This is a genomic window from Pseudomonas endophytica (assembly GCF_001411475.1).
Lineage (GTDB): Bacteria > Pseudomonadota > Gammaproteobacteria > Pseudomonadales > Pseudomonadaceae > Aquipseudomonas > Aquipseudomonas endophytica.
In genome coordinates, this window is sequence record NZ_LLWH01000231.1 from 1 (window position 1) to 17,194 (window position 17,194).

Annotated in this window: 15 protein-coding genes; all 15 read left to right on the forward strand. The window is 56.7% G+C overall.

Going from position 1 to position 17,194, the window contains the following annotated elements:
• Positions 1-2,917, forward strand: a 2,917-nt coding sequence (gene gltB / locus AQS70_RS21945; RefSeq protein ID WP_055104838.1) for a glutamate synthase large subunit, incomplete at its 5' end; no start/stop codon positions are given.
• Between the two features lie 122 nt (positions 2,918-3,039).
• Complete coding sequence (locus AQS70_RS21950) at positions 3,040-4,458, forward strand: FAD-dependent oxidoreductase (RefSeq protein ID WP_055104839.1); 1,419 nt, start codon at positions 3,040-3,042, stop codon at positions 4,456-4,458.
• 231 nt (positions 4,459-4,689) lie between these two features.
• Positions 4,690-5,757, forward strand: a complete 1,068-nt coding sequence (gene hemE, locus AQS70_RS21955; RefSeq protein ID WP_055104840.1) for a uroporphyrinogen decarboxylase — start codon at positions 4,690-4,692, stop codon at positions 5,755-5,757.
• 414 nt (positions 5,758-6,171) lie between these two features.
• Positions 6,172-7,647, forward strand: coding sequence for an N-acetylglucosamine-binding protein GbpA (gbpA, locus tag AQS70_RS21960; RefSeq protein WP_055104841.1), 1,476 nt, complete (start codon positions 6,172-6,174; stop codon positions 7,645-7,647).
• A gap of 182 nt (positions 7,648-7,829) precedes the next feature.
• Positions 7,830-8,360 (forward strand): type II secretion system protein N, encoded by a 531-nt coding sequence (locus tag AQS70_RS21965; RefSeq protein WP_241492881.1) that lies wholly within the window; start codon positions 7,830-7,832, stop codon positions 8,358-8,360.
• A 9-nt stretch (positions 8,361-8,369) separates the two neighbouring features.
• Positions 8,370-10,286, forward strand: coding sequence for a type II secretion system secretin GspD (gene gspD, locus AQS70_RS21970; protein WP_055104842.1), 1,917 nt, complete (start codon positions 8,370-8,372; stop codon positions 10,284-10,286).
• The gene (gene gspE, locus AQS70_RS21975; protein WP_055104843.1) at positions 10,283-11,755 is read left to right on the forward strand and encodes a type II secretion system ATPase GspE; all 1,473 of its coding nucleotides are present in this window, start codon (positions 10,283-10,285) and stop codon (positions 11,753-11,755) included. The genes gspD and gspE overlap by 4 nt, the downstream gene beginning before the upstream one ends.
• Positions 11,756-11,757: 2 nt before the next feature.
• Complete coding sequence (gene gspF, locus AQS70_RS21980) at positions 11,758-12,957, forward strand: type II secretion system inner membrane protein GspF (RefSeq protein ID WP_055104844.1); 1,200 nt, start codon at positions 11,758-11,760, stop codon at positions 12,955-12,957.
• A gap of 3 nt (positions 12,958-12,960) precedes the next feature.
• The gene (gene gspG, locus AQS70_RS21985; protein ID WP_055104845.1) at positions 12,961-13,401 is read left to right on the forward strand and encodes a type II secretion system major pseudopilin GspG; all 441 of its coding nucleotides are present in this window, start codon (positions 12,961-12,963) and stop codon (positions 13,399-13,401) included.
• A gap of 3 nt (positions 13,402-13,404) precedes the next feature.
• Entirely contained in the window at positions 13,405-13,893 is a 489-nt protein-coding gene (gene gspH / locus AQS70_RS21990; protein WP_055104846.1) for a type II secretion system minor pseudopilin GspH, read from the forward strand.
• Positions 13,883-14,251: a type II secretion system minor pseudopilin GspI gene (gspI, locus tag AQS70_RS21995; RefSeq protein WP_055104847.1), complete on the forward strand. Its 369-nt coding sequence runs from the start codon at positions 13,883-13,885 to the stop codon at positions 14,249-14,251. Before gspH ends, gspI begins: the two co-directional genes overlap by 11 nt.
• On the forward strand, positions 14,244-14,804 hold the full coding sequence (gene gspJ, locus AQS70_RS22000; protein ID WP_055104848.1) for a type II secretion system minor pseudopilin GspJ: 561 nt from the start codon (positions 14,244-14,246) through the stop codon (positions 14,802-14,804). Before gspI ends, gspJ begins: the two co-directional genes overlap by 8 nt.
• Complete coding sequence (locus tag AQS70_RS22005) at positions 14,804-15,658, forward strand: type II secretion system protein GspK (RefSeq protein ID WP_055104849.1); 855 nt, start codon at positions 14,804-14,806, stop codon at positions 15,656-15,658. Before gspJ ends, AQS70_RS22005 begins: the two co-directional genes overlap by 1 nt.
• A complete protein-coding gene (gspL, locus tag AQS70_RS22010; RefSeq protein WP_055104850.1) occupies positions 15,658-16,740 on the forward strand; it encodes a type II secretion system protein GspL in 1,083 nt (360 codons plus the stop codon). The genes AQS70_RS22005 and gspL overlap by 1 nt, the downstream gene beginning before the upstream one ends.
• The gene (gene gspM, locus AQS70_RS22015) at positions 16,737-17,183 is read left to right on the forward strand and encodes a type II secretion system protein GspM (protein WP_055104851.1); all 447 of its coding nucleotides are present in this window, start codon (positions 16,737-16,739) and stop codon (positions 17,181-17,183) included. The genes gspL and gspM overlap by 4 nt, the downstream gene beginning before the upstream one ends.
• Positions 17,184-17,194: the final 11 nt, after the last annotated feature.

Below are 17,194 nucleotides of genomic sequence, written 5' to 3' on the forward strand. Positions count from 1 at the left end.
CGCGCAGGTCACCAACCCGCCGATTGACCCGCTGCGTGAAGCCATCGTCATGTCGCTGGAAATCTGCCTCGGTGCCGAGCGCAACATCTTCCAAGAGTCGCCGGAGCACGCCTCGCGCGTCATCCTCAGTTCGCCAGTGATCTCGCCTGCTAAATGGCGCTCGTTGATGAACCTCGACTTGCCGGGCTTTGAGCGGCAGATCATCGACCTCAACTATGATCAGGCGCTGGGTCTTGAAGCCGCGGTGCGTAACATTGCCGATCAAGCCGAAGAAGCCGCTCGTGGGGGCCGTACTCAGATCGTCCTGACCGACCGTCACATCGCGCCGGGCAAGTTGCCGGTTCACGCCGCGTTGGCAGTGGGCGCAGTTCACCATCGCCTGACCGAAAAAGGCTTGCGCTGCGACAGCAACATTTTGGTCGAAACCGCCACGGCTCGTGACCCGCATCACTTTGCGGTGTTGATCGGTTTTGGCGCCTCGGCGGTGTACCCGTTCTTGGCGTACGAAGTACTGGGCGATTTGATCCGCACTGGCGAAGTGCTGGGCGACCTGTATGAAGTGTTTAAAAACTACCGTAAAGGCATCACCAAAGGCTTGCTCAAGATCCTCTCGAAAATGGGTATCTCGACCATTGCCTCCTATCGCGGTGCGCAACTGTTTGAAGCCATCGGCTTGTCTGAAGAAGTCTGCAACCTGAGCTTCCGTGGCGTGCCAAGCCGTATTAAAGGTGCGCGTTTCGTAGACCTAGAAGCCGAGCAAAAACTGTTGGCTGCCGAAGCCTGGAGCCCGCGTAAAGCCATCCAGCAAGGCGGTCTGCTCAAGTACGTGCACGGTGGCGAATACCACGCCTACAACCCGGACGTGGTTGCCACCCTGCAAGCGGCTGTGCAGCAGGGTGACTACAGCAAGTTCAAGGAATACACCGCGCTGGTCGATAAGCGTCCGGTGTCGATGATCCGCGACTTGTTCCAGGTCAAAACCCTCGACACGCCTTTGTCGATCGACGAAATCGAACCGCTGGACTCGATCCTCAAGCGTTTCGACTCGGCCGGTATCTCGCTCGGCGCCTTGTCACCAGAAGCGCATGAGGCACTGGCTGAGGCCATGAACCGCTTGGGCGCGCGCTCCAACTCCGGTGAAGGCGGCGAAGATCCGGCACGTTACGGCACCATTAAAAGCTCGAAAATCAAACAAGTGGCCACTGGCCGTTTCGGGGTCACTCCGGAATACCTGGTGAACGCTGAAGTACTGCAAATCAAGGTCGCCCAAGGCGCCAAGCCGGGTGAGGGCGGGCAACTGCCTGGCGGCAAGGTCAACGGTCTAATCGCCAAATTGCGTTATGCCGTGCCTGGCGTGACCCTGATCTCGCCACCGCCGCACCACGACATCTACTCCATTGAAGACTTGTCGCAGCTGATCTTTGACCTCAAGCAGGTCAACCCTAGCGCGCTGGTGTCCGTGAAGCTGGTTGCAGAAGCCGGCGTAGGCACCATCGCTGCTGGCGTGGCCAAAGCGTATGCCGATCTGATCACCATTTCGGGCTATGACGGCGGCACCGGCGCATCACCGCTGACCTCGATCAAATACGCGGGCGCTCCATGGGAATTGGGCTTGGCAGAAACCCATCAGACCCTGCGCGGCAACGATTTGCGCGGCAAAGTGCGAGTGCAGACCGACGGTGGCCTCAAGACCGGCCTTGACGTCATTAAGGCGGCCATTTTAGGCGCTGAAAGCTTCGGCTTTGGCACCGCGCCAATGATCGCGTTGGGTTGCAAATACCTGCGTATTTGCCACCTCAACAACTGCGCCACCGGTGTGGCTACGCAGAACGAATCGCTGCGTAAAAACCACTACATCGGCACCGTCGACATGGTGGTTAACTTCTTCACCTACGTGGCTGAAGAAACCCGCGAGTGGTTGGCCAAGCTGGGCGTACGCAGCCTTGAAGAGTTGATCGGGCGTACTGACCTGCTCGACATCCTTCAGGGCGAGACAGCCAAGCAACATAACTTGGACCTGACGCCGCTACTGGGCAGCGACCACATTGCCGCTGACAAGCCGCAGTTCTGCCAGGTTGACCGCAACCCGCCGTTTGACAAGGGCCTGCTGGCCGAGCAAATGCTTGAGATGGCCAGCGCTGCGATCAACGACCTCAGCGGTGCAGAATTTGCACTCGACATTTGTAACTGTGACCGTTCCATTGGAGCACGTATCTCGGGTGAAATCGCCCGTAAGCACGGCAACCAAGGCATGGCCAAGGCGCCGATCACGTTCCGCTTCAAAGGCACTGCGGGTCAGAGCTTTGGTGTGTGGAACGCTGGTGGTTTGAATCTGTACTTGGAAGGCGACGCCAACGACTACGTGGGTAAGGGCATGACCGGCGGTAAGCTGGTGATCGTGCCGCCTGTAGGCAGCGTTTACAAAACCCAAGACAGTGCGATTATCGGCAACACCTGCCTGTACGGCGCCACCGGCGGCAAACTGTTCGCAGCAGGCACAGCAGGCGAGCGTTTCGCGGTGCGCAACTCCGGCGCTCACGCCGTGGTTGAAGGCACGGGCGATCACTGCTGTGAATACATGACCGGCGGCTTTGTCTGCGTACTGGGCAAAACGGGTTACAACTTCGGTTCAGGCATGACCGGCGGTTTTGCCTACGTGTTGGATCAGGACAATACCTTCGTCGACTTAGTGAACCACGAACTGGTAGAAATCCAGCGTATCAGCGGTGAAGCGATGGAAGCCTATCGCAACCATCTGCAACACGTGCTGGATGAATACGTTGAGGAAACCAACAGCGAGTGGGGTCGCAACCTCTCGGAAAACCTCGATGATTACTTGCGTCGTTTCTGGCTTGTAAAACCTAAAGCGGCGAGCTTGAAGTCTCTGCTTGCCAGCACATTGGGTAGTCCGCAGTGACGCAGTTGCAGGCCGCAAGCTTTAAGCGACAAGCTTAAAGCTGCGAGCGGTGTGTCGGGTTTATACGATTTTCTTGCAGCTTGAAGCGTGTAGCTTGCAGCTGTTGTAAAGAGGTTTAGAAGATGGCCGAACGTCTCAGCAACGACTTTCAATTCATTGATGTCGGGCGCAAAGATCCGAAGAAGAAACTATTGCGTCAACGTAAAAAAGAGTTCGTAGAAATCTACGAACCTTTCAAACCCCAGCAGTCAGCCGATCAGGCCCACCGCTGCTTGGGCTGTGGCAACCCGTACTGTGAATGGAAATGCCCTGTGCATAACTTCATTCCGAACTGGCTCAAGCTGGTGGCCGAGGGCAACATCCTCGCCGCTGCCGAGCTGTCGCACCAAACCAACACCTTGCCGGAAGTGTGTGGCCGGGTGTGCCCGCAAGACCGTCTGTGCGAGGGTGCCTGCACCCTGAACGACGGATTCGGCGCGGTGACCATTGGTTCGGTCGAGAAATACATCACCGACACTGCCTTCGCTATGGGCTGGCGCCCGGACATGTCCAAGGTCGTACCGACCGGCAAGCGAGTGGCGATCATTGGTGCTGGGCCTGCGGGCTTAGGCTGTGCCGATGTGCTGGTGCGTGGCGGCGTGACCCCGGTGGTCTTCGACAAAAACCCAGAAATCGGCGGTCTGCTGACCTTCGGTATTCCAGAGTTCAAGCTTGAAAAAACCGTACTGAGCCACCGTCGTGATGTGTTCACCGGCATGGGTATCGAGTTTCGTCTTAATACCGAAATCGGCAAAGACATCAGCATGCAAGAACTGCTGTCCGAGTACGACGCGGTCTTCATGGGCATGGGCACTTACACCTATATGAAAGGTGGTTTTGCTGGTGAAGACTTGCCGGGTGTACATGACGCACTGGACTTCCTGATCGCCAACGTCAATCGCAACCTGGGCTTTGAAAAATCTCCGGCAGACTTTGTCGACATGAAAGGTAAGAAGGTCGTGGTGCTGGGTGGCGGTGACACGGCCATGGACTGTAACCGTACCTCGATTCGTCAAGGGGCCAAATCGGTGACCTGTGCGTATCGTCGTGACGAAGCCAACATGCCCGGCTCGCGTAAAGAAGTTAAAAATGCCAAGGAAGAGGGCGTTAAATTCCTTTACAACCGTCAACCGATTGCCATTGTTGGCGAAGGCAAAGTCGAAGGCGTAAAAGTGGTCGAAACCCGTCTTGGCGAGCCGGACGCCCGTGGCCGTCGCAGCCCTGAACCCATTCCAGGGTCCGAAGAGATCATCCCGGCAGACGCCGTGATCATCGCCTTTGGCTTTCGTCCAAGCCCGGCTTCGTGGTTTGAAGCGTTCGACATCCAGACCGACAGCCAAGGCCGGGTCATTGCCCCTGAGCAATCGCAGTACAAGCACCAGACCAGCCATCCGAAAATTTTTGCCGGTGGCGACATGGTGCGTGGATCTGACTTGGTCGTGACCGCGATCTTCGAAGGCCGCAACGCGGCAGAAGGGATCATGGATTACTTGGGCGTTTAACGACGCCTCATACCCCAAGGAGCTGCCGCAAGCTGCGATCTTTTGTTTTTAACGATTAAAAGATCGCAGCCTGCGGCAGCTCCAACAACGCCATCGCTGAGATTTTTTTTGTGTCGTCATCTGGATGCCCCCCCGCGTCAAATCGCCCCGATAGATAAAAGGCACGGCTCTTGCCGTGCCTTTTACGTCTGTCTCTGAGAAAATGCCCCCACTTTTTTTCCGGGTGCAGACATGACTGATCTCAAGAATGACCGTTTCCTTCGCGCTTTGCTCAAGCAACCCGTAGACGTAACGCCTGTTTGGATGATGCGTCAGGCCGGTCGTTACTTGCCGGAGTACCGGGCAAGTCGCGCCAAAGCCGGTGACTTCATGAGCCTGTGCAAGAACGCTGAATTCGCCTGCGAAGTCACTCTGCAGCCACTGGACCGCTTCCCTCAACTGGACGCGGCCATTTTGTTCTCCGACATCCTGACCATCCCCGATGCCATGGGCCAAGGTCTGTATTTTGAAACCGGCGAAGGCCCGCGTTTCAAAAAGGTTGTCAGCACGCTGGCCGATATCGAAGCCCTGCCGATCCCTGATCCGCAAAAAGACCTCGGCTATGTGATGAATGCGGTGAGCACTATTCGCCGCGAACTCAACGGTCGAGTACCGCTGATTGGTTTTTCGGGTAGCCCGTGGACGCTGGCCACTTATATGGTCGAAGGCGGTTCGTCCAAAGACTTCCGCAAAACCAAAGCCATGCTCTACGACACCCCGCAAGCCATGCACTTGTTACTCGACAAATTGGCGCAGTCCGTGACTTCCTACCTAAACGGTCAAATCTTGGCAGGAGCGCAAGCCGTGCAGATTTTCGATACGTGGGGCGGCAACTTGTCTTCGGCGGCCTATCAAGAGTTTTCGCTGGCTTACATGCGCAAAATCATTAGCGGTTTGATCCGCGAGCATGAGGGGCGCAAGGTGCCGGTGATCCTGTTCACCAAAAATGGCGGCCTGTGGTTGGAAAGTATTGCGGATGCTGGCGCCGATGCGTTGGGTCTGGACTGGACTTGTGACCTGGGCGAAGCCCGCCGCCGTGTAGGCAACAAAGTGGCGCTGCAAGGCAACATGGACCCGACTGTGTTGTATGCGAATCCAGAGGCGATCCGCACTGAGGTCAAGCGTATTCTCGCCAGCTATGGCAAAGGTTCGGGCCATGTGTTCAACCTAGGCCACGGTATTACCCCCGAAGTTAAGCCTGAACACGCCGGAGCATTCATCAGCGCCGTGCATGAATTCTCGGGGCAGTATCACGAATAAGCGCTCTATCTTGTGCTGCGTTAAAAACAGGCTCGGAATGCTCATTTACAACCCGTAAACTCAGCTTCCTCGCCTGTTTTCACTTACCTAACCTTCGCTCGAAAACATCGCGTACAGACCCTAACGCCCGGCTAATGCCGGGCGTTTTTTTAAGGCGTTAAATACATAGCGTCGGAAATATATATTATTAATTTCGGAATAGTCCTACAGATTAATTAATTAATCTGCGTAGACTTTCTCGACGCGGGCGCGAACGAGTTGGAAGTATTTAATTCTGCCTGTAGGGGTTTTCCTTAGTTACTGTTGCTATTCGCAATTGTCACCGATTTGTAATATGGCTTTGCCTATATCGTCGTGCGTTTAATCGAGCGCATAGATTTCATATATTAACTAATACATAGAGTGGAGTTTTATATGCGTATTGCTCTTTCAAAGTCACGTACTTTGATGTCGTGTGCATCATCGCTGACGTTAATGGCTGCTATGTTTGCCTCTCAACAGGCTGCCGCTCACGGTTACATGAACTCACCGCCTTCGCGAGCCTATGCTTGCCAGCAGGGTCTAAATATTGACTGTGGCCCCGCTCAATATGAGCCGCAGACTGTCGGCGAAGCCCCTAAAGGATTCCCGGAATTTGGCCCTGCTGACGGTAAGATTGCGAGTGGCGGCCATACCAGTTTCGCGCCATTGGATGCCCAGTCTGCCAACCGTTGGCACCAGACTGAAATCAAAGACCACAACATCGACTTCAGTTGGTTTTATACCGCGGCTCATAAAACCACGCGTTGGCAGTACTTCATTACCAAAGGGGGTTGGAACCCGAATCTGCCAATTACTCGCGATAGCTTTGAACTGACACCGTTTTGCCAAGTTGAAAACGGCGGCGGTATACCTATCGACGGTTCAGCGGGTGGTAACGGCCAAGGTAAAGAAAAACACAGCTGCTCGATCCCGACAGATCGCAGTGGCTATCACCTTATTTTGGGTGCCTGGACGGTTGATGACACCCCGGCTGCGTTCTACGACATTGTGGATGTCAACATCACCGCACAAGGCCCAGATCCAGACGGTTGGAAAAACGTAGGGGGCATTTCGCAGACCCAAACCCTGCAGCCTGGTGATTCGGTCAAAGCTCGCGCCTTCACGGGTAGCTCTGAGAGCACCGAGTACAGTTTCAGCGTGGACATTGACTCCGCAGAAGAAGGCCAGCCTGCCAACTGGTCGTACAAATTGGCAAGCGCCGTTAACGCGGCCAATAAGCCTCTAGTGCGTGCAGGCGTTCGTAATGAGAGCGGCGACATCGAGCCGATCAAAGGCGCAAACACCCTTTACTCCAAAGCCGAAAGCGGTGTAACCCGCTACGAGATGCAGACGGTGATGGTTCCTGACCCGGATGCTTACATGCATGTGCACAACATTGCCCCGGAGTATGTACTGGAAAAAGGTCGTGCCGCTGTCGGCTTTACCGTGATGACCAATAAAAACATCACTGTCGAAGCCACTGTGTTTGATGCTGCCAACAAGCAGGTCGGGACAACCAAGCAAGTCGTGAACTCGACGTCTGCGCCACTCAGCGTGCCTGTGATTGCCAATCCGGGGGAGCATTTCTTGAAGCTGATCGCGACCAGCGAAGACGGTCGTGACAATTTCCAAGAGCTCAAGTCGCTGACCTTTACCGGTGAAGGTGGCGCTCAGGAATTCGACTTTGTATTCCCTGAAGGTATTGCCGGTTACAAGGCTGGTACGTTGGTTCTTCAGCCTAAAAACGACAAAGTGTATGAGTGTAAGCCACTCCCGAACGCGGGTTACTGCGTTCAATATAATCGGAACGCCAATGGGTTTGAGCCGGGTGTCGGTGCAAGCTGGAACATGGCGTGGACTGAGAAGTAAGCCCATGTGATTAAGGCCGAACTGTTGATTTAACAGTTCGGCCCTTATTCGTGGTGTTACGTTTAAACATTGGTTTATAGGCAGCTTCAAGTTGCACGGTTGATAACTTTTTTATTGGTCAAGTCTCGGTGTCATTGCGCACGTTTTTTTGAATTCATCACGGGCTAATAGATGAAAAGGTTGTGATTATTTTTGCGGGTGCACTACGGCAAAACGTCGCCCCCTTGTTGAGTCTGCTGCTGTTGGGCTTGCCTTTGGCGTATGGCGCATATTTGGCTTGGCAGGAGTGGCATTATCGCCAGTCGCTGGCTGTGCCTGTCGCCACACCAACTCGCATTGCGCCTGCCCCTGTGCTTAAGCCATTCAAGCCTGATGCCATCGTGAGCGTCATGGGGCTTTCTCCCGAAGGCACATTGGCCCAAAGCGCTGAGCCTTTGGAGTTGCGCGCCAGTTTTGTGTACAGCCAAGGCGCGTCGTATGCGTTGTTGGCAGGTAAGCAACACTCGCAGTTTTACCGAGTCGGTGAGCGCCTGCCGGGTGGCAGCGTGTTACGCCGGGTTGAGGTGTCGCAAGTGGTGCTTTGGCGCAACAACCGGGAAGAACGGCTACTGCTCAGACCGGCGAGCCAGCACTTGATCCCGACGACCCAAACGGCCGCCACCCCCCCTAAATCTTCCTCCCTTCATTTGCGGCCCCTTGCCGAACAACCTTAGAGAAACATCATGATCAGGCCAAACGTGTTCGGCATCGGCCGTCTTTTAGTGGGCAGTGTGATGTTCACTGCCGTGTTATTCCCAAGCGACGTGTTGGCCGAAGATCAGTATTGGCAACTGGCTATGAAAGACGCCGAGTTACGCGATGTGGTCCAAGAAATGTCATCGGTACTTGGCGCCACTGTGGTGCTTGATCCGCGTGTGCAAGGCCGTATTACAGTGATCTCCGAAGAGGCTTTGGACCGCGACGGTGTACGCCAGTTGTTTTACTCCGTGCTGGAGGCGCACGGTTTTGCAATCGTCGATCAAGGTGATCGGCTGTTGATCATTCCCGCCGCCGAGGCCAAGGCTAAAGCGGGTAACGCCGAGGGTTCTGATCAAGCGTTTGTCACCCAGGTCATTGAGCTTAATGCCAGTGTGGCGGCGGATTTAGCAGGGCTACTGCGCCCGTTGGTGTCCACTCATGGTTACGTTGGGCCTTCTGCCTCGGCCAATGCGCTGATCATTACCGACACCGCGTCCAATACTCGACGTATTGCTGATCTTGTTCGGCAGCTGGATGGCGGTACTCGCCATGACTATTCGGTGGTTGAGTTACGCCGCGCGCAGGCCAGTGATGTGGCCAAGGTCATGCAGCAGTCACTGGACAAAAAAAGCACCGGCCCGGCCAGCCAAGTGATTGCCGATGCGTCGGCCAATCGACTGGTGATTCTGGGTAACAAGGCGGTGCGCGAGCGCTTGAGCAAACTGGCGCGGTCGCTGGACACCGTGCCGACTCAACAGTCAGAAAACTCGCGTGTGGTTCGTCTTCGTCACAGCGATGCCAAGCAATTGGCCGAGGTACTTGAAACCGTCGCACAGGGTATGCAGCAGGAAACATCCTTAGGCAATGCCACACAAAAGGCCACCGCCCGCGAGGTCATGGTGGCCGCAGATGAGAGCCAAAACGCCTTGGTGATCATGGCTGATCCGGCGCAAGTGCGTAGTCTCGAAAACATCGTTCGTCAGCTTGATCAGCCGCGTTCGCAGGTGTTGATCCATGCCGCAATTGTCGAAATTTCGGGCGATATCGTTGACACCCTGGGCGTGCAATGGGGCGTCAACAGTGGCAATGCACAGGGCGGGATTACTTTTCCGGGCACCAATATCCAAATTGGCGCGCTGGCCGATTCCACTTCCACGCTGCCAGAAGGTGCCGTGTTGCAATTGGGCAATGATCGCTTTAATGCGCTGATCTCGGCCTTGGCCAGTGACACCAATAACAATGTGTTGTCCACACCGAGTCTGCTGACGCTGGACAATCAGGAGGCCGAAATTTTGGTGGGGCAAAACGTACCCTTCAAGACCGGCTCCTACACCGGCACAGGTGAAAGCTCGCAGAACCCGTTCACCACAGTCACCCGTCAAGACATCGGCATTAGCCTCAAGATCAAACCGCACATCAATGACGGCAGTTCGTTGCGCTTGGAAGTGGAGCAAGAGAACTCCGAAATTGCACCTTCACTGATGGGCGTCGATTCCACCGACCTGATCACCAACAAGCGTGCCCTTAAAAGCACCATCTTGGCTGAAGATGGCGAAATTATCGTCATTGGTGGGTTGATCAAAGACAGCGTGCGCACCCAAGTCAGTGGTGTGCCATTGCTGCGCAGCATCCCTTACTTGGGCGCGTTGTTTCGCTGGAACAAAGACACGCACACCAAAACTAACCTGATGGTGTTTTTACGCCCCACCATCGTGCGCAGTAAAAACGACCTTCGTGAAATCAGCGAAGACCGCTACAACGCTTTGCGAAATCTCAGTCAGCCCGCGTCCAAAGACAGCAACTCACTTTTGCTGCCCAGCGACCCGCATCAGATGTTTGACTCAAGCCTGCAAGCCCCAGACACCGTGGACTTGCGCCAGCCCAAAGCAGCGCGCCCATGAGCCTGTCATCCATGCGCTTACCCTTCAGCTTTGCTCGGCGTTTCGGGGTCTTGCTCGACACCTCGACGAGCCCCGTAAGCCTGTTGATACGCAGCGATACGCCGTTGACCGTGTTAGCGGAAGTGCGGCGTTGGGCCGGGGTTGAAGCGGTTGTGCAGCGGGTGCCAGATGCACACTTCAGCGAGCGTCTAGCCAGTTGTTACAGCGCCGGACAAAGCGCGGCCGAGCAAGTGGCGCAAGGGCTGGACAGCGAACTCGACCTTATGAGTGTGGCCGAGCAGGTGCCACAAACCGCTGACTTGTTGGAGCAAGAGGGCGATGCACCGATCATCCGGTTAATCAACGCTTTGCTGCGTGAAGCCCTGCGCGAAAAAGCCTCGGACGTACATTTGGAAACCTTCGAGCAGTACTTGTCGGTGCGTATGCGTATCGACGGCCAATTACGCGAGGTGCTACGCCCAAAACGCGAACTGGCGAACTTGCTGGTGTCGCGAATCAAAGTCATGGCGCGGTTAGATATAGCCGAAAGGCGAGTGCCGCAAGATGGCCGTATCAGTCTGCGCCTGGCCGGACATGACGTCGATGTGCGCGTCTCAACCTTACCGTCTGCCCATGGCGAGCGCGTGGTGATGCGCTTGCTCGACAAACAGGCCGGGCGCCTCGACCTTCAATGCTTGGGCATGCCCGCGCCAACCTTGAGCCGCTTTGAACACATACTGACCCGGCCCCACGGGATTTTTCTGGTCACTGGGCCTACCGGCTCGGGCAAAACCACTAGCCTGTATGCCGCGCTCAGCCACTTGAACCATCCAACCCGCAACATCCTGACCGTCGAAGACCCGGTGGAATACCATCTGCCGGGTATCGGCCAAACGCCGGTCAATACTAAAGCCAACATGACCTTCGCCCGTGGGTTGCGAGCCATTTTGCGTCAGGACCCGGACGTAGTGATGGTGGGCGAAATCCGTGACCACGAAACCGCTGAAATCGCTGTGCAAGCGTCGTTGACCGGGCACTTGGTGCTATCGACGCTGCACACCAACAGCGCGGTAGGTGCAGTGACCCGGCTGGTGGATATGGGCATTGATGCCTACTTGTTAGCGTCCTCACTGGTCGGCGTGTTGGCCCAACGCTTGTTACGCACGTTGTGCGCCGATTGCAAAACCCCTTATCGCGCCGACCCGCAGCAATGCCAACGGTTGGGGGTCGATTCGCAGGCCGACGTCACCCTGTATCAGCCACAGGGTTGTAGTCACTGCCAACAGGGTTATCGCGGGCGTACCGGGATCTACGAACTGGTCGGCATCACCCCCGCGCTGGCAGATTTAATTCATCAGGGTGCGAGCGAGCCGGACTTGATCCGAGAGGCACGCGAACACGCTCCCAGCTTGTTTGAAGACGGCCAGCGTCTGGTACTCCAGGGTTTGACCAGTTTTGACGAACTGCTGCGCGTGACCCTGGAGGACTGAGCATGCCGATCTTTGAGTATCGGGCGCAGGATGCCAACGGACGTGACTGCCGAGGTCAGCAAGAGGCTGAGAGTGCACGGCAGGCGCGCCAGTTGCTGCGTGAGCGCGGTCTGCGGCCAACCCGTTTGACGCAGGCTCGACAAAATCCCACGACGGGTTTGAGAGCAAGACTTGGGGTCACCGATTTGGCGCTAGTCACGCGGCAACTGTCGACGTTGATTCACTCTGGGTTGCCCCTTGAAGAGGCCTTAGGGGCGGTAGCGGCCCAGAGCGCAAAGCGTCATGTGAACACTATTTTGCTCGCCGTACGCAACCGCGTTACCGAAGGTCATGCCTTGGCGACGGCGCTCGCAGCCTTCCCTCGGGCTTTCCCGGAGCTGTTGCGCGCCACCGTGGCGGCGGGGGAGCGCAGCGGTCATTTGGGGCATGTGCTTGAGCAACTCGCGGACTACACCGAAGCCCGCCATACCTCGCGTCAGAAGATCCAGTTGGCACTGGTATACCCGCTGATTTTGCTGATCGCCTCGTTCTCCATCGTCGGCTTTCTTCTAGGTTATGTGGTGCCGGACGTGGTCAAAATCTTTGTCAACAGCGGTCAGCCGTTGCCTGCGTTAACCCAAGCGATGATTGCCTTGAGCGATGGTTTACGCCGCTACGGTTGGCTGCTGTTGATGCTCTTGATCGCTGCGACTGGGGTGGCGCGCTGGGCCTTGCAACAGCCGCGACTAAAGCTGCGCTGGCATGCGCTGCTGCTCAACCTGCCCGTGGTCGGTGGGGTGTTGAGGGCCATGGAGGCAGCCCGCTTTGCGAGCACGCTGTCGATTTTGGGTAAGAGCGCCGTGCCGCTGCTCGATGCACTGGAAATCTCGGCCACCGTGGTGGCCAACCTCGCCATTCGCCAGCGCATGCTCGATGTCGCCCGCGCTGTTCGCGAAGGCGCAACACTGGCCCGTGGGCTGGAGCGCAGCGGGGATATTCCGCCCATGATGCTGCACCTGATTGCCAGCGGCGAACGCGCTGGTGAGTTGGACAGCATGCTGGCGCGGGCCGCCGAACAGCAAGAAAAGACCCTCGCGGCGCGCATAGCCCTAGTCGTGAGTTTGTTTGAACCAATCATGTTGGTGCTGATGGGCGGCGTGGTTTTGCTGATCGTCATGGCCATCTTGTTGCCGATTCTTAGCCTCAATCAACTGGTGAACTGACCGATGCAGTCTTCTCAAAAATCAACCCAACGTGGCTTTACCCTAATTGAAATCATGGTGGTCGTGGTCATCATTGGTGTGCTGGGCGCCATCGTGGTGCCGCAATTTATGAGCCGTCCGGATCAAGCCAAGGTCACAGCCGCCCAAACCGATATTCAAGCCATTAGCACCGCGCTAGAAATGTACCGCTTAGACACGTTCAACTACCCCTCGACGCAGCAAGGTCTTGAAGCGCTGGTTAAACGCCCGACGGGCACCCCGGTGGTTAGAAACTGGAACCCTCAGGGCTACCTCAAAAGCCTGCCAGTCGACCCGTGGGGCACGCCTTATCAATACCTCAACTCAGGCAGCCACTCCGCAGGCTATGAGCTGTTTTCCTTCGGCTCCGATGGCGTTCAAGGTGGCGAAGGGTATGGCGCTGACATCGGCAATTGGAGCAACTGAGGCATGCGATATTCATCGCTGGGCTTCACCTTGATCGAGCTGATGGTGGTGATGGTGCTGATAGGCGTGCTGGCCTCAATGGTGCATATCAGCCTCGGTGACAACCGCGCCCGCGAGGCGCGGCAAGAAGCCAACGTGATGCTTGCCTTGATGCAGGGGCTGCGCGAGAAAGCGGTACTCGAAGGTCAGGAGTATGGCCTGCGGCTGGAGCCTGAAGCCTATCAACTGATGCAGCTTCAAGATGACATCTGGCAGGCCATTGAGCCTACGGTGAAGATGCCCAGCGGTGTGGTGTTGACGTTGATCTTGGAGGGACGTTCGCAAAACCTTGCCGTGGGCGAGCGGACGCCGCAGTTGTGGTGGCTCAGCAGTGATGAAAACACGCCTTTTGCACTGCACTTCGATAGCCCGCCGCTGCGCTGGCAGAGCCTTTACAGCGACGGCCTTGGCAACCCGCTACTCGAAGCCTTCGAGGCCACGAATGAGGGCTGAAAAAGGCTTTACCTTACTCGAAGTCATGATCGCCCTAGCGGTGTTTGCCACGTTGGCGGCTGCCGTCATGTCAGCCAGCCAATACGTGTTGGGGCAAAGCGCTCGGGTCGAAGCCCGACTATTTGCCGGCTGGTTGGCAGACAACCAGCTCAACGAACTGCACCTTCAAGCCGCGACCTTGGCCGTAGGGTCGCGCAGCTTCAATCAACGCTTTGCTCAACGCGAGTGGCGTGTGGTTCAGCAGATCGTGAGCGAGCCAGCCAGTGGTCTTTTACGGGTAGAGCTGAGCGTCAGCCCTGCAGCCAGTGATCAGACATTACTCAACGTGACCCACTGGTTAGCGCGCAACCATGACTAAGCCGCAAGCGGGCTTTACGTTGCTCGAACTGGTCATCGCCATCGCTATTTTCGCTTTGCTGGGCGTGGCCTGCTGGCGTCTGTTTGACGGCGTGATACGCGCCGAACGCAGCAGCAGCGCCCACGAGCAAGCCTTACGCGATGTGCAGCGCGCCGTGGCGCTGATTGAGCGTGATGTGTTGCACCTGCAAACATCGGCCAAGCACCTTGGACTGACGCTTAACGCCAACCAACTCAACCTGCGCCGCGCTAACTGGCGTAACCCGCTGGGCCAGCCGCGTAGCGAGCTGCAAGACGTCAGCTACCAAGTGCAAGACGGGGTGCTTTGGCGATACAGCCGCGACCTTGAAGGTGGCGAAGTGCAAACGCAAAAACTGCTCAGCGACGTAAGCGATTTGCGCTGGCGGCTGTACGACCGTGACGTGGGCTGGCGTAACGCTTGGCCTACCGGCAAAGCGGCCCCCAAAGGCATGCCGCAAGCCCTTGAGTTGCAGTTCTCGGCGGGGCGATTTGAACAGCTGCGACGCGTTATTCTGCTGCCGGAGGGTGGGTGATGCGCAAGGGCCAGCAAGGCATCGCCCTGATCACCGTGTTGCTCGTCATGAGCCTTGCGCTGCTGATCACCGCAGGCATGTTGCGCAGCCATCGTCTGGCCCTGCACAGCAGCGCTCAGCAACTCCATCAACTGCAACTGAGGCAGTTAGCGTTTGCCGGAGAAGCTTGGGCTCGGCAGCGTTTGAGCGCGCTGTTGGTTGACCCCAAGCTCGCCGTCGCCGCAGGCCAAGCTTGGGCTACTGGGCAACCTGAAATGCTGATCGACAACGGCCAAATCGACGTTGAAATCGAAGACTTGGCCGCACGTTTCAACGTGAGCGCTTTACTCACCCAAGTCCCTGTGGACGCAGTGACAAAGCAGCGTTGGCTGCGCCTGCAAACCCTGCTTGAAGTGCCAGTCGTAGAGGCCAGCGCATTGCAGGGTCTGAGCGTGAGCGACATCAGCCAATTGCGCCTGCTGCCCGGCGTGGATGCCGTGTGGTTCGCGCGCATGCAGCCTTGGATCGCCCTGCTGAGCAAAGAGGCGACGCTCAACATCAACACCGCCTCTGCCACCTTGCTCGGCACCTTAGAAGGCGTCACGCCGGGTATGGCTCGACGGTTACTGAGCGAGCGCCCGTTAAACGGTTTTGCCAGCGTTCAAGACTTTACCTTTAGCCCGGCGCTAATGGGCTTAGGCATCCAAGAGGCGGGGCTTGGGACGCACAGCCGCTGGTTTCGCATCACCACCCACGTGCGCATTGGGCAAAGTCGCTTGCGCCTTGAAAGCGACCTGACCCGCGATCTTAAAACCGGCACATGGCACCTTCAACAGCGGCGCTTTTTAGCCCCTGCACACAGCGAATCTTCTTGATGAACAGCTGGCTTTACCTCACCGCTCATAGCATTAGCCACACTGACCTTAACGCTGCACGGGGCTGTGTGTGGAACGACGAAAAAATAGTCCACGTAACCTCGTTGAACGAGGCTGCCCAAGCACTCGCCGCACGTGAGGTGAAACTGATTTTGCCCATGGAAATGTGCAGTTGGCTGCGCACTGAACCTTGGTCGGGAAGGCGTCGGCCGAGTCCACAAACTTTAGCTTTTTCGGTAGAAGAGCAACTGGTCGATGACCTCGATGAACTGCACATCGCCGTGGGTGAGCCGGACGAACAGCGGTGTTATCCGTTGCTGGTGATTCACCGTGAGCGTTTCAAAACGTTGTTAGCGCAGTTGCATGAGCGCGGCTTGAATATCGTCAGTGTGCACGTGGATGCCGACCTATTGCCCGGTGAACAGGCGTGCGTGGCGTGGTGGGGCGGGCGCTGGATTGCAGGTGGCGCGTTGAGCCTTCGGCTGGCGTTATCCCCTGAGGCACTTCAGGTAGTAAAGGAAGGCCACTGCGAAGCGTGGAGAGAGCTGGCGTTTGAGATGAGCGATGCGTCGCCTAATGCTATCGACTTGCTACAAGGTGAGTTTCGGCGCACAGCCCAGCGCTTGCCTTGGCGGGGTATCGCTGTTGTGTCGTTGCTGATGGTGACCTTGGCTGTGGGGGCAATGCACCTGCGCAGCAGCTTCCTTGAGGACCAAGCGGCCCGCCTCTACGCCCAGAGTGAGCAGCACTTTAAAACCCTGTACCCCGAGCACACCCGCATCGTTAATTTGTCGGCGCAGCTCAACGCTTTGCAGCAGCAAGGGGCGACTCAACAAAACGGGCATTTACTCCGATTGCTTCAGCTAACGCAGCAAGTAATTGGTGCCAGTAGCGTTGAAGTGCAGCGTATGCAATGGCGCGCCACTGTGGGTTGGACTTTAAACATCACCGCCAACAGCTTTGCCGAACTTGAGCAACTGCGCGCGCGTGGGGTGCAAAGCGCGCTGCCGATTACGCTCGACAACGCCAGCCAGCAAGGCAATCGAGTGCAGGCGTTGCTGACCTTGGAGGACGCTTTATGAAGGCTCTATTGCATGAGCGCTGGCGACAGCTACCGCGGCGTGACCGCCAACTGTGCGGGGTGCTGGCGGTTTTCTTATCGGTTGTGTTTGGTTTCTACAGTGTTTGGCAACCTGCGCAGCAACGCCTCACCGCGGCTCAAACGTTATACGCCCAGCACGTGGTGCAAGCAGCAGAAGTACAGCGAGCGCAGCCTGCCCAAACGGCCAAGGTTCATACACAACCTTTAAGCACCCGCCTCAGTCAAAGTGCTACGAGTGCGGGCCTGAATGTGCAGCAGTTTGAAATGGATACCCAGAGGCTGCGCATCACACTGAGCGGCAATGCCTTGGCGGTGTTGGAGTGGCTTAATCGCATCGAACAAGAAGGCGCCCAGTTAGAAAGCCTGACGTTGGAAAAAAACGATCAGACTTTAGAAGCGCACTTACAAATCACTCACCCATAACCCCATAACCC

Excerpts from the sequence above, each read along its gene's own strand:
- gspD (WP_055104842.1), top strand. The coding sequence starts at position 8,370 with ATGATCAGGCCAAACGTGTTCGGCATCGGCCGTCTTTTAGTGGGCAGT.
- gspM (WP_055104851.1), top strand. The coding sequence starts at position 16,737 with ATGAAGGCTCTATTGCATGAGCGCTGGCGACAGCTACCGCGGCGTGAC.
- hemE (WP_055104840.1), top strand. The coding sequence starts at position 4,690 with ATGACTGATCTCAAGAATGACCGTTTCCTTCGCGCTTTGCTCAAGCAA.
- AQS70_RS21950 (WP_055104839.1), top strand. The coding sequence starts at position 3,040 with ATGGCCGAACGTCTCAGCAACGACTTTCAATTCATTGATGTCGGGCGC.
- gspJ (WP_055104848.1), top strand. The coding sequence starts at position 14,244 with ATGACTAAGCCGCAAGCGGGCTTTACGTTGCTCGAACTGGTCATCGCC.
- gspE (WP_055104843.1), top strand. The coding sequence starts at position 10,283 with ATGAGCCTGTCATCCATGCGCTTACCCTTCAGCTTTGCTCGGCGTTTC.
- AQS70_RS22005 (WP_055104849.1), top strand. The coding sequence starts at position 14,804 with ATGCGCAAGGGCCAGCAAGGCATCGCCCTGATCACCGTGTTGCTCGTC.
- gbpA (WP_055104841.1), top strand. The coding sequence starts at position 6,172 with ATGCGTATTGCTCTTTCAAAGTCACGTACTTTGATGTCGTGTGCATCA.
- gspH (WP_055104846.1), top strand. The coding sequence starts at position 13,405 with ATGCGATATTCATCGCTGGGCTTCACCTTGATCGAGCTGATGGTGGTG.
- gspF (WP_055104844.1), top strand. The coding sequence starts at position 11,758 with ATGCCGATCTTTGAGTATCGGGCGCAGGATGCCAACGGACGTGACTGC.
- gspG (WP_055104845.1), top strand. The coding sequence starts at position 12,961 with ATGCAGTCTTCTCAAAAATCAACCCAACGTGGCTTTACCCTAATTGAA.
- gspI (WP_055104847.1), top strand. The coding sequence starts at position 13,883 with ATGAGGGCTGAAAAAGGCTTTACCTTACTCGAAGTCATGATCGCCCTA.
- gspL (WP_055104850.1), top strand. The coding sequence starts at position 15,658 with ATGAACAGCTGGCTTTACCTCACCGCTCATAGCATTAGCCACACTGAC.